Raw genomic sequence first — 12,776 nt, 5'->3', positions numbered from 1 at the left:
GCAAAAAGTTTGCACTCTGCCTTGCGTAAGGTTTGGTAAAAGTTAAATCCCCAACCCGCCGCGTAAATGGTAATACCATCACGGCGTTACCGGTTTGCAGCGGGGTTTTCAGCGGGGTGTTAAAATGTGCGGGTAACCTGATTTCGATCAAGGCCCGTATGGACAGGAGGTGAATACTTTGTTACTTTACCGTCACGTTTTTGAAATTGGTATTACCAATTGACTCCGCGCCATTCGCAGAGAAGAATTCACTCATGGCCTACAGCAAAATCCGCCAACCCAAGTTGTCAGATGTTATCGAGCAACAGCTCGAATACCTGATCCTCGAGGGGACACTGCGCCCAGGCGAAAAACTGCCTCCGGAGCGCGAGCTGGCGAAACAATTTGATGTCTCCCGTCCTTCTCTGAGAGAGGCCATTCAGCGCCTTGAAGCGAAAGGGCTGCTCCTGCGCCGTCAGGGCGGCGGCACCTTCGTGCAAACTAATCTGTGGCAGAGCTTCAGCGATCCGCTGGCCGAGCTGCTGGCCGACCATCCCGAATCACAGTTCGATCTGCTGGAAACCCGTCACGCGCTGGAAGGCATTGCCGCCTATTACGCGGCGCTGCGCGGCACCGATGAAGATCTGGCGCGCATCCGCGATTGCCACATCGTGATTCAACAGGCTCAAGACAGCGGCGATCTCGACGCCGAGGCCGATGCGGTCATGCAGTATCAAATCGCCGTGACTGAAGCCGCTCACAACGTTGTGTTACTTCACCTGCTACGCTGCATGGGGCCGATGCTGGAACAGAACGTGCGTCAGAACTTTGAATTGCTCTACTCGCGCCGTGAGATGTTGGCAAAAGTGAGCAGCCACCGCGCCGGAATTTTTGAGGCGATTGTGGCACGCGAGCCGGAAAAGGCCCGTGAAGCCTCGCATCGCCACTTGGCGTTTATCGAGGAAATCTTGCTGGATCTCAGCCGGGAGCATACTCGGCGCGAGAGATCGCTACGGCGTCTCCAGCAACGCAAGGATTAAGAGCTGTCCTCTTCAGGGTACACCAGCCTGCGGGGGTTAAGTTCGAGGTACTTAGTTAAGTACTTAAGCGGCAACTAAACTGATGGGCCTGTCTTCGTGTGTTTTTGCACAGAGCACAGGAAGACAGGCTCCAAACAAACCATTAGACAGATAAGGAATACCACCATGTCAGAACGTTTAAACAATGACGTGGATCCGATCGAAACCCGCGACTGGCTGCAGGCGATCGAATCGGTCATCCGTGAAGAGGGTGTTGAGCGAGCTCAGTTTCTGATTGATCAGGTATTGGGAGAAGCCCGCAAAGGCGGCGTTAACGTTGCGGCCGGTGCTGCAGCGCACAACTACGTCAACACCATCGCGGTAGAAGACGAACCGGCCTACCCAGGCAACCTGGATCTGGAACGCCGCATTCGCTCTGCGATCCGTTGGAACGCGATCATGACCGTTCTGCGCGCATCCAAAAAAGACCTGGAGCTGGGCGGCCACATGGCTTCCTTCCAGTCTTCCGCGACCTTCTATGAAGTCTGCTTTAACCACTTCTTCCGCGCACGCAACGAGAAAGACGGCGGCGACCTGGTGTACTTCCAGGGCCACATCTCTCCGGGCGTTTACGCGCGTGCCTTCCTTGAAGGCCGCCTGACCGAAGAACAGATGAACAACTTCCGTCAGGAAGTGCACGGCAACGGCCTGTCCTCTTACCCGCATCCTAAGCTGATGCCGGAATTCTGGCAGTTCCCGACCGTATCCATGGGCCTGGGCCCAATCAGCGCCATCTATCAGGCGAAGTTCCTGAAATACCTGGAACACCGCGGCCTGAAAGACACCTCTGAGCAGACCGTTTACGCCTTCCTGGGCGACGGTGAGATGGATGAGCCGGAATCCAAAGGCGCCATCACCATCGCGACTCGCGAGAAGCTGGACAACCTGGTGTTCGTCATCAACTGCAACCTGCAGCGCCTGGACGGCCCGGTCACCGGTAACGGCAAGATCATCAACGAACTGGAAGGCATCTTCTCCGGCGCAGGCTGGCAGGTGCTGAAAGTGATCTGGGGCGGCCGTTGGGACGAGCTGCTGCGCAAAGACACCAGCGGTAAACTGGTTCAGCTGATGAACGAGACCCTGGACGGCGACTACCAGACCTTCAAATCCAAAGACGGCGCTTACGTGCGCGAGCACTTCTTCGGCCGTTACCCGGAAACCGCGGCGCTGGTCAAAGACATGACCGACGACGAAATCTGGGCGCTGAACCGTGGTGGTCACGATCCGAAGAAAATCTTCGCTGCACTGAAAAAAGCGCAGGACACCAAAGGCAAACCGACCGTTATCCTGGCCCACACCATCAAAGGTTACGGCATGGGTGAAACCGCGGAAGGTAAAAACATCGCTCACCAGGTGAAGAAAATGAACATGGAAGGGGTTCACCACTTCCGCGATCGTTTCAATGTGCCGGTTGCCGATGCTGACATCGAAAAACTGCCGTACATCACCTTCGAGAAAGAGTCCGAAGAATACAAATACCTGCACGAACGTCGCCAGGCGCTGAAAGGCTACGTGCCAACCCGTCTGCCGGAGTTCACCCAGAAGCTGGAAATGCCGGCGCTGGAAGATTTCAGCTCGCTGCTGGAAGAGCAGAACAAAGAGATCTCCACCACTATCGCCTTCGTGCGTGCCCTGAACGTGATGCTGAAGAACAAGTCGATCAAAGATCGCCTGGTGCCAATCATCGCCGACGAAGCGCGTACTTTCGGTATGGAAGGTCTGTTCCGTCAGATCGGTATCTACAGCCCGAACGGCCAGCAGTACACCCCGCAGGACCGTGAGCAGGTTGCTTACTACAAAGAAGACGAGAAAGGTCAAATCCTGCAGGAAGGCATCAACGAACTGGGCGCAGCCTCTTCCTGGCTGGCCGCAGCGACTTCCTACAGCACCAACGATCTGCCGATGATTCCGTTCTACATCTACTACTCGATGTTCGGTTTCCAACGTATCGGCGACCTGTGCTGGGCAGCGGGCGACCAACAGGCGCGTGGCTTCCTGATCGGCGGGACCTCGGGCCGTACTACCCTGAACGGCGAAGGTCTGCAGCACGAAGATGGCCACAGCCACATTCAGTCTCTGACCATCCCTAACTGCATCTCTTACGATCCGGCTTACGCGTACGAAGTGGCGGTGATCATGCACGACGGTCTGGTGCGCATGTATGGCGACAACCCAGAAAACGTGTACTACTACCTGACCACGCTGAACGAAAACTACCACATGCCTGCGATGCCGCAGGGTGCGGAAGAAGGTATCCGCAAGGGTATCTACAAGCTGGAAACGCTGGAAGGCAGCAAAGGCAAGGTACAGCTGCTGGGCTCCGGCGCTATCCTGCGCCACGTGCGCGAAGCTGCGCAGATCCTGGCGAAGGACTACGGCGTGGGTTCCGACACCTACAGCGTGACCTCGTTCACCGAACTGGCGCGCGACGGCCAGGATTGCGAGCGTTGGAACATGCTGCACCCAACCGAAACGCCACGCGTGCCTTACATCGCTCAGGTGATGAGCGACGCGCCAGCGGTAGCGTCTACCGACTACATGAAACTGTTCGCTGAACAGGTTCGTACTTATGTGCCGGCCAGCGATTATCGCGTACTGGGCACCGACGGCTTCGGTCGTTCGGACAGCCGCGAAAACCTGCGTCACCACTTCGAAGTCGATGCATCTTACGTGGTGGTTGCTGCTCTGGGTGAACTGGCTAAACGCGGTGAGATCGAAGCTTCTGTGGTTGCTGATGCAATCAAGAAATTCGACATCAACCCGGAAAAAGTTAACCCGCGTCTGGCCTAAGAGGTACTGAATAATGTCTATCGAAATCAACGTACCGGACATCGGTGCAGATGAAGTCGAAATCACCGAGATTCTGGTGAAGGTCGGCGATAAAGTTGAAGCGGAACAATCGCTGATCACCGTGGAAGGCGACAAGGCTTCCATGGAAGTGCCATCCCCTCAGGCGGGCGTGGTGAAAGAGATTAAAGTGGCGGTCGGCGATAAAACCGAAACCGGCAAACTGATCATGATCTTCGAAGCGGCAGGCGCAGCGGAAGCTGCACCGGCGGCGAAAGCGGAAGAAAAACCGGCGGCAGCAGCAGCTGCTCCGGCTGCCGCTGCGGCCAAAGACGTTGCCGTGCCGGACATCGGCGCCGACGAAGTCGAAGTGACCGAGATCCTGGTGAAAGTGGGCGACAAGGTGGAAGCCGAGCAGTCCCTGATCACTGTGGAAGGCGACAAGGCTTCCATGGAAGTCCCTGCGCCGTTCGCGGGCACCGTGAAAGAGATCAAGATCGCGACCGGCGACAAAGTGAAAACCGGTTCCCTGATCATGGTGTTCGAAGTGGCTGGCGCCGCTTCCGCTGCCGCCCCGGCTGCGGCTGAAGCTCCTGCCGCCGCTGCAGCGCCTGCGGCCTCTGCGGCCAAAGACGTCGCCGTGCCGGATATCGGCGGTGACGAAGTCGAAGTGACCGAGGTGATGGTTAAGGTGGGCGACAAGGTTGCCGCCGAGCAGTCTCTGATCACCGTGGAAGGCGACAAGGCCTCCATGGAAGTGCCAGCGCCGTTCGCGGGTACCGTGAAAGAGATCAAGATCGCGACCGGCGACAAAGTGAAAACCGGCTCCCTGATCATGGTGTTCGAAGTGGAAGGCGCTGCGCCTGCCGCTGCCGCCGCTCCAGCCGCTAAAGCGGACGCTGCGCCGGCGCCGGCCGCCGCTAAAGCCGCCGCTCCGGCTGCGAAAGCTGACGACAAAGGCGAGTTCGCCGAGAACGCGGCATACGTGCACGCGACCCCGGTCATTCGTCGTCTGGCGCGTGAATTCGGCGTTAACCTGGCGAAAGTGAAAGGCACCGGTCGTAAAGGCCGCATCCTGCGCGAAGACGTTCAGACTTACGTGAAAGACGCGGTGAAACGCGCTGAAGCAGCTCCGGCTGCTGCTGGCGGCGGTCTGCCAGGCATGTTGCCATGGCCGAAAGTGGACTTCAGCAAGTTCGGCGAGATCGAAGAAGTCGAAATGGGCCGCATCCAGAAGATCTCTGGCGCGAACCTGAGCCGCAACTGGGTGATGATCCCGCACGTGACTCACTTCGACAAAACCGACATCACCGATCTGGAAGCGTTCCGCAAGCAACAGAACGAAGAAGCGGCCAAGCGCAAGCTGGACGTGAAGTTCACGCCTGTCGTGTTCATCATGAAAGCCGTTGCTGCCGCTCTGGAGCAGATGCCGCGCTTCAACAGCTCGCTGTCCGAAGATGGCCAGAAGCTGACGCTGAAGAAATACATCAATATCGGCGTGGCGGTAGATACCCCGAACGGCCTGGTGGTTCCGGTGTTCAAGGACGTGAACAAGAAGAGCATCACCGAGCTGTCTCGCGAACTGATGGCCATCTCCAAGAAAGCGCGCGACGGCAAGCTGACCGCGGGCGAGATGCAGGGCGGCTGCTTCACCATCTCCAGCCTGGGTGGCATCGGGACGACTCACTTCGCGCCGATCGTCAACGCGCCGGAAGTGGCTATCCTGGGCGTCTCCAAGTCTGCGATGGAGCCGGTCTGGAACGGTAAAGAGTTCATGCCGCGCCTGATGATGCCGATGTCGCTGTCCTTCGACCACCGCGTTATCGACGGTGCCGATGGTGCGCGCTTCATCACCATCATCAACAACATGTTGTCCGACATTCGCCGTCTGGTGATGTAATGCAAAAGGGGCGCAGCATGCTGCGCCCCTGATGATTCTGTAGCAGTTTTGTCGGATTTTGCACAACTCGACAAAATTGTTGAGACACGGGTCACTCGAACACGCTTTGCAGATTATTAACAATTCTGTAAACTGCTCGCGGTGTAAGCGTCCCGGTGGATGAAGGGCGTTATGAGATCGATTAGCAATAAAAATGACGTCTGACCCGCCGGACAATCAATTAAGAGGTCATGATGAGTACTGAAATTAAAACTCAGGTCGTGGTACTTGGGGCGGGCCCGGCAGGTTACTCTGCAGCCTTTCGTTGCGCTGACTTAGGTCTTGAAACCGTTCTGGTTGAACGTTATTCCACTCTGGGCGGGGTTTGCCTGAACGTGGGATGTATCCCTTCCAAAGCACTGCTGCACGTTGCCAAAGTGATCGAAGAAGCCAAAGCGCTGGCCGAACACGGCATCGTTTTCGGCGAGCCGAAAACCGACATCGACAAAGTGCGCGTCTGGAAAGAAAAAGTCATCACTCAGCTGACCGGCGGTCTGGCTGGCATGGCGAAAGGCCGTAAAGTGAAAGTGGTCAACGGCTTGGGCAAGTTCACCGGCGCTAACACCCTGGTTGTGGAAGGCGAAAACGGCCCAACCACCATCAACTTCGACAACGCCATCATCGCTGCAGGTTCTCGTCCGATCCAATTGCCATTCATTCCTCATGAAGATCCACGCGTGTGGGATTCCACCGATGCGCTGGAGCTGAAAACCGTCCCAGAGCGTCTGCTGGTTATGGGCGGCGGCATCATCGGCCTGGAAATGGGCACCGTATACCATGCACTGGGTTCACAGATCGACGTCGTTGAAATGTTCGATCAGGTTATCCCGGCGGCAGATAAAGACGTGGTGAAAGTCTTCACCAAGCGTATCAGCAAGCAGTTCAACCTGATGCTGGAAACCAAAGTGACCGCGGTAGAAGCCAAAGAAGACGGCATCTACGTCACGATGGAAGGTAAAAAAGCGCCAGCAGAACCACAGCGTTACGACGCGGTGCTGGTGGCGATCGGCCGCGTGCCGAACGGCAAACTGCTGGATGCTGGCAAAGCCGGTGTTGAAGTTGACGAGCGTGGCTTCATCAACGTCGACAAACAGCTGCGTACCAACGTGCCGCACATCTTCGCTATCGGCGACATCGTCGGTCAGCCGATGCTGGCGCACAAAGGCGTGCACGAAGGCCACGTTGCCGCAGAAGTTATCGCCGGCATGAAGCACTACTTCGATCCGAAAGTGATCCCATCCATCGCTTACACCGAGCCGGAAGTGGCATGGGTGGGTCTGACCGAGAAAGAAGCGAAAGAGAAAGGCATCAGCTACGAAACCTCCACCTTCCCGTGGGCGGCTTCCGGCCGTGCGATCGCTTCCGACTGTGCAGACGGCATGACCAAACTGATCTTCGACAAAGAAACTCACCGCATCATCGGTGGCGCGATTGTCGGCACCAACGGCGGTGAACTGCTGGGTGAAATCGGTCTGGCTATCGAGATGGGCTGCGACGCGGAAGACATCGCGCTGACCATCCACGCTCACCCGACCCTGCACGAATCCGTGGGCCTGGCGGCGGAAATCTACGAAGGCAGCATCACCGACCTGCCTAACCCGAAAGCCAAGAAGAAGTAATTCTGCTGGTTTGACCGGTTAACAAGCGGCTCCTGAGAAGGGGCCGTTTTTTTTTTGCTCAGATGCAGAACGCGGTTTTTTGTGGCCGCTGCGCCAAATTCCGATCCTCATGCTTATATCCGTTTTAATTATGTGGATATAATGCCCTGTTTGTCCGGCAGCCGATTACGCTGCGCTCAACGATTCAGCAAAGATTTAATGTTGCTTTTATGTGAACGAATTAACAACCGTTTCAAATCCTGATATGCTGGCTGAGCGGAACCGGGCACTGTACCTTACAGTCCAGGACATCGACAGCAGTGCCCCGTCAGGATAGATGGCATCAATATCGCCGTGCGCTCTACCCATCAGTCTTTCATGCTGTAACGCTGTTTGACCGTGCTTGTTTGCCCCAATCACCGTTTCGGGGCCTTTACGGGCCGATCGCCTAGCCACAGAGTGAAACCCCAAGGGTATAAACCCGGTTTGCATATACGCCAGGCACAATAAATGACAATGAGAGCGAGGAGAACGTCGTGCTAGAAGAATACCGTAAGCACGTAGCCGAGCGTGCTGCTGAGGGCATCGCCCCTAAGCCGCTAGACGCCACCCAAATGGCCGCGCTGGTCGAACTACTGAAGAATCCGCCAAAAGGCGAAGAAGAATTCCTGTTAGACCTGCTGATTAACCGTGTTCCACCGGGCGTCGACGAAGCCGCCTACGTCAAAGCAGGTTTCCTGGCGGCCATCGCCAAAGGTGAAGCGACATCCCCCCTGGTTACCCCCGAGAAAGCCATTGAACTGTTAGGCACCATGCAGGGCGGCTATAACATTCATCCGCTGATCGAAGCCCTGGACAACGAAAAGCTGGCGCCGATCGCCGCTAAAGCGCTGTCCCACACGCTGCTGATGTTCGACAACTTCTACGATGTGGAAGAGAAGGCGAAAGCCGGCAACGCGCACGCCAAGCAGATCATGCAGTCCTGGGCCGATGCCGAATGGTACCTGTCGCGCCCGGAGCTGGCGGAAAAGATCACCGTCACCGTGTTCAAAGTGACCGGCGAAACCAATACCGATGACCTGTCCCCGGCGCCGGACGCCTGGTCGCGCCCGGATATCCCGCTGCACGCGCTGGCGATGCTGAAAAACGAACGTGAAGGCATCGTGCCGGATCAGCCGGGCAGCGTCGGCCCGATCAAACAGATCGAGCTGCTGAACAAGAAAGGCTTCCCGCTGGCCTACGTCGGCGACGTGGTCGGCACCGGATCCTCCCGTAAATCCGCCACCAACTCGGTGCTGTGGTTCATGGGTGACGACATCCCGCACGTGCCGAACAAGCGCGGCGGCGGCGTGGTGCTGGGCGGCAAGATTGCGCCTATCTTCTTCAACACGATGGAAGATGCCGGCGCCTTGCCGATCGAAGTGGACGTGTCCGAGCTGAACATGGGCGACGTGATCGACGTTTACCCGTACAAAGGTGAAGTGCGCAACCACGAAACCGGCGCGCTGATCGCCAACTTCGAGCTGAAAACCGACGTGCTGCTGGATGAAGTGCGCGCCGGCGGCCGTATCCCACTGATCATCGGCCGCGGCCTGACCACCAAGGCGCGCGAAGCGCTGGGCCTGCCGCACAGCGACGTGTTCCGTATCGCCAAACCGGTTGCCGCGAGCAGCAAAGGCTTCTCGCTGGCGCAGAAAATGGTCGGCCGCGCCTGCGGCGTCGCCGGTATTCGCCCTGGCGAATACTGCGAACCGAAGATGACCTCCGTCGGTTCTCAGGACACCACCGGCCCGATGACCCGTGATGAGCTGAAAGACCTGGCCTGCCTCGGCTTCTCCGCCGACCTGGTCATGCAGTCGTTCTGCCACACCGCCGCGTACCCGAAACCGGTCGACGTGACCACGCACCACACGCTGCCTGACTTCATCATGAACCGCGGCGGCGTCTCGCTGCGTCCGGGCGACGGCGTGATCCACTCCTGGCTGAACCGTATGCTGCTGCCTGACACCGTCGGCACCGGCGGCGATTCCCACACCCGCTTCCCGATCGGCATCTCCTTCCCGGCCGGTTCCGGCCTGGTGGCGTTTGCCGCCGCGACCGGCGTGATGCCGCTGGATATGCCTGAGTCGGTGCTGGTGCGCTTCAAAGGCAAAATGCAGCCGGGCATCACCCTGCGCGATCTGGTGCACGCCATCCCTTACTACGCGATCCAGCAGGGTCTGCTGACCGTCGAGAAGAAGGGCAAGAAAAACATCTTCTCCGGCCGCATTCTGGAGATCGAAGGCCTGCCGGATCTGAAGGTCGAGCAGGCGTTTGAGCTGACCGATGCGTCCGCCGAACGTTCCGCCGCCGGTTGTACCATCAAGCTGGATAAGGCGCCGATTGAAGAGTACCTGAACTCCAACATCGTGCTGCTGAAGTGGATGATCTCCGAAGGCTACGGCGATCGCCGTACGCTGGAGCGCCGTATTCAGGGCATGGAAAAATGGCTGGCGGATCCGCAACTGCTGGAAGGCGATGCGGATGCGGAATACGCAGCGGTGATCGACATCGATCTGAACGAGATCAAAGAGCCGATCCTGTGCGCGCCGAACGATCCTGACGACGCACGCCTGCTGTCCGACGTGGCCAACAGCAAAATCGATGAAGTGTTCATCGGTTCTTGCATGACCAACATCGGCCACTTCCGCGCGGCCGGCAAGCTGCTGGATCAGCACAAGGGCCAGCTGCCGACCCGTCTGTGGGTGGCGCCGCCAACCAAGATGGATGCGGCTCAGCTGACCGAAGAAGGCTACTACAGCGTCTTCGGCAAGAGCGGTGCGCGTATCGAGATCCCGGGCTGCTCGCTGTGCATGGGCAACCAGGCGCGCGTGGCGGACGGCGCGACGGTGGTCTCCACCTCGACCCGTAACTTCCCGAACCGTCTGGGCACCGGTGCCAACGTCTATCTGGCGTCTGCCGAACTGGCCGCGGTAGCGTCCCTGTTGGGTCGCCTGCCGACGCCGGACGAGTACCAGACCTATATGGCGCAGGTCGACAAGACGGCGGCGGATACCTACCGCTACCTGAACTTTGACCAGCTGGGGCAGTACACCGAAAAAGCCGACGGCGTGATCTTCCAAACCGCCGTGTAAGCCGCTATATTGCGCAACTGTTTAACGGGAGGCCTTGGCCTCCCGTTTTATTTTGCTCAGTTGCCAACTTTGCGAGCGCTCACTGAGTTAGTCCGCCATTTATGTTTACACTAAGAAAAAGGGCTCAGGAGGGCATGCTATGGATTACGAATTTCTGCGTGACGTCACCGGTCAGGTGATCGTCAGATTTTCGATGGGGCATGAAGCGATTGGCCACTGGATCAACGAAGAAGTTAAAGGCGATTTCAACCTGCTGGACCGGATTGAAGCCGGTGCGGCCGAGGTCAAAGGCAGCGAGCGTCAATGGCAGCTGGAAGGCCATGAATATACGCTGCTGATGGATGGTGAAGAAGTGATGATCCGCGCCAATCAGCTGGAGTTTGAGGGCGATGAAATGGAAGAGGGGATGAACTACTACGACGAAGAAAGCCTCTCATTCTGCGGCGTTGAGGACTTCCTGCTGGTGTTGAAGGCCTATCGTTCTTTCATGCTGAAGTACTAAGCATCAGGGCGCGGCGTGCCGCGCCCTTTCCATCACAGATGCGGAATATTGCGGCCGTAATAGATTTCCTGCATCTCTTTCCATAACAGATCGGTGATCTGCTTGCGTTCGGCTGCGCTCAACGCCTCCGGCTCCGCGTTAAACAGGTAGTGCTTCAGATCGAAATCTTTCAGCAACATCTTGGTATGGAAGATATTTTCCTGGTAAACGTTCACGTCCATCATGTGGTACAGCGCCTTGATGTCTTCCGACATAAAGTTCTGGATCGAATTGATCTCGTGATCGATGTAATGTTTCACGCCGTTCACGTCGCGGGTAAAACCGCGCACGCGATAGTCCATGGTGACGATGTCGGATTCCAGCTGGTGAATTAAGTAGTTCAGCGCCTTGAGGGGCGAAATGACGCCGCAGGTCGAGACCTCGATATCGGCGCGAAAGGTGCATAGCCCGCCTTCCGGATGGCTTTCCGGGTAGGTATGTACGCAGATATGGCTTTTGTCCAGGTGCGCGACGACCGTATTCGGCAACGGGCCTGGGTGTTCCGACGTATCGACGTCTTTCGGATCGATGGGCTCTTCGCTGACCAGGATGGTGACGCTGGCGCCCTGCGGCTCGTAGTCCTGACGCGCGATGTTCAGAATATTGGCGCCGATGATCGAGCAGGTCTCGCTCAGGATCTCGGTCAGCCGGTTGGCGTTATATTGTTCGTCTATGTAGGCGATATAGCCGTCGCGATCGTCCGCGGTTTTGGCATAACAAATATCGTAAATACAAAAACTCAGGCTCTTGGTCAGGTTGTTGAAGCCGTGCAGTTTTAGCTTATGCAATTTAGGCCACCTCCTTTATCTTCTCGCTTAACGTGTTACGTTCAGGGCATTGAGCAAATATTGCGGCAGGGCAAAGCTGCCGACGTGAATTGCCGGGTTGTAATAACGGCAGTGTAGGCCGCTTTGGTTAAAGCGTTGTTGCAGAGTCGGCAGATCGATCTGGCGCAGTGCCGGGTTCTGGCTCGCCCAGGCAAAGGTCATGATGCCGCCGTAATAGGTCGGGATCGCCGCCTGATAGAAGCTGACGTCGCTAAAGTAGCGGCTCAGTTTGGCGTGGCTGTTGATTGCCTCGTCCTGTTGCAGGAAGCAGACGCCGTTCTGCGCAACGAAAATGCCGCCCTCATTCAGGCAGCGGGCGCAGCCTTCATAAAACGCCGAGGTGAACAGGCTTTCGCCGGGGCCGATCGGATCGGTGCAGTCGGAGATGATCACATCGAACGTTTCGTCGGTTTGATTCACGAAGTTGACGCCGTCGTCGATCACCAACTTGAAGCGCGGATCGTCATAGGCGCCGGCGCTGTGGTTGGGCAGGTATTGGCGGCAGAACTCGACGACACCGGCGTCGATCTCGACCATGGTGATCTGCTCCACGCCAGGATGCCGGCTGACTTCGCGCAGCATGCCGCCGTCGCCGCCGCCGATGATCAGCACTTTCTTCGCCTGGCCATGCGCCAGCAGCGGCACGTGGGTCAGCATTTCGTGATAGATGAACTCGTCACGCTCGGTGGTTTGCACCACGCCGTCGAGCGCCATCACGCGCCCCAGGACCGGGTTCTCGAAGATCACCAGATCCTGATGATCGGTCTTCTCGCGGTACAGCACCTTCTCTACCGAGAAATACTGGCCGAAGCCCGTATGCAGCGTTTCGTACCAAATTTCTTTCTGGGTCATGTGCGGGAAACTCCGTAATAACAGCCATGAAAAATCGGCG

Annotated in this window: 8 protein-coding genes; 6 read left to right on the top strand and 2 right to left on the bottom strand. The window is 57.4% G+C overall.

Annotated elements, in window-relative coordinates:
• The first annotated feature begins 254 nt into the window (after positions 1–254).
• The 6 genes from pdhR (at position 255) to yacL (ending at position 11,018) form a co-directional block, all read left to right on the top strand.
• Complete coding sequence (gene pdhR / locus ACJ8J4_RS23155; protein ID WP_004937490.1) at positions 255–1,019, top strand: pyruvate dehydrogenase complex transcriptional repressor PdhR; 765 nt, start codon at positions 255–257, stop codon at positions 1,017–1,019.
• A gap of 165 nt (positions 1,020–1,184) precedes the next feature.
• Positions 1,185–3,848: a pyruvate dehydrogenase (acetyl-transferring), homodimeric type gene (gene aceE / locus ACJ8J4_RS23150; protein ID WP_025304233.1), complete on the top strand. Its 2,664-nt coding sequence runs from the start codon at positions 1,185–1,187 to the stop codon at positions 3,846–3,848.
• Between the two features lie 13 nt (positions 3,849–3,861).
• Complete coding sequence (gene aceF, locus ACJ8J4_RS23145; protein ID WP_043141312.1) at positions 3,862–5,745, top strand: pyruvate dehydrogenase complex dihydrolipoyllysine-residue acetyltransferase; 1,884 nt, start codon at positions 3,862–3,864, stop codon at positions 5,743–5,745.
• A 233-nt stretch (positions 5,746–5,978) separates the two neighbouring features.
• Positions 5,979–7,403 (top strand): dihydrolipoyl dehydrogenase, encoded by a 1,425-nt coding sequence (lpdA, locus tag ACJ8J4_RS23140; RefSeq protein ID WP_004937500.1) that lies wholly within the window; start codon positions 5,979–5,981, stop codon positions 7,401–7,403.
• Positions 7,404–7,918: 515 nt separating this feature from the next.
• Entirely contained in the window at positions 7,919–10,516 is a 2,598-nt protein-coding gene (gene acnB / locus ACJ8J4_RS23135) for a bifunctional aconitate hydratase 2/2-methylisocitrate dehydratase (RefSeq protein ID WP_043141310.1), read from the top strand.
• Between the two features lie 139 nt (positions 10,517–10,655).
• Positions 10,656–11,018 carry a protein YacL gene (yacL, locus tag ACJ8J4_RS23130; RefSeq protein ID WP_004937507.1) on the top strand — a complete coding sequence of 121 codons (363 nt, stop codon included), beginning with the start codon at positions 10,656–10,658 and terminating at the stop codon, positions 11,016–11,018.
• Positions 11,019–11,050: 32 nt separating this feature from the next.
• Here the strand turns inward: yacL and speD are convergent, their stop codons facing one another.
• A complete protein-coding gene (gene speD / locus ACJ8J4_RS23125) occupies positions 11,051–11,845 on the bottom strand; it encodes an adenosylmethionine decarboxylase (protein WP_004937510.1) in 795 nt (264 codons plus the stop codon).
• A gap of 27 nt (positions 11,846–11,872) precedes the next feature.
• Entirely contained in the window at positions 11,873–12,736 is an 864-nt protein-coding gene (speE, locus tag ACJ8J4_RS23120; protein WP_043141308.1) for a polyamine aminopropyltransferase, read from the bottom strand.
• Between the last annotated feature and the right edge of the window lie 40 nt (positions 12,737–12,776).

Source organism: Serratia sp. CY47280 (assembly GCF_052168655.1).
Taxonomy (GTDB): Bacteria; Pseudomonadota; Gammaproteobacteria; order Enterobacterales; family Enterobacteriaceae; genus Serratia; species Serratia bockelmannii.
Note: the sequence above shows the minus strand (reverse complement) of the source record. Positions and strands in the feature narration are given on the sequence as shown.

Excerpts from the sequence above, each read along its gene's own strand:
- lpdA (WP_004937500.1), top strand. The coding sequence starts at position 5,979 with ATGAGTACTGAAATTAAAACTCAGGTCGTGGTACTTGGGGCGGGCCCG.
- yacL (WP_004937507.1), top strand. The coding sequence starts at position 10,656 with ATGGATTACGAATTTCTGCGTGACGTCACCGGTCAGGTGATCGTCAGA.
- aceF (WP_043141312.1), top strand. The coding sequence starts at position 3,862 with ATGTCTATCGAAATCAACGTACCGGACATCGGTGCAGATGAAGTCGAA.
- aceE (WP_025304233.1), top strand. The coding sequence starts at position 1,185 with ATGTCAGAACGTTTAAACAATGACGTGGATCCGATCGAAACCCGCGAC.
- pdhR (WP_004937490.1), top strand. The coding sequence starts at position 255 with ATGGCCTACAGCAAAATCCGCCAACCCAAGTTGTCAGATGTTATCGAG.
- speE (WP_043141308.1), bottom strand. The coding sequence starts at position 12,736 with ATGACCCAGAAAGAAATTTGGTACGAAACGCTGCATACGGGCTTCGGC.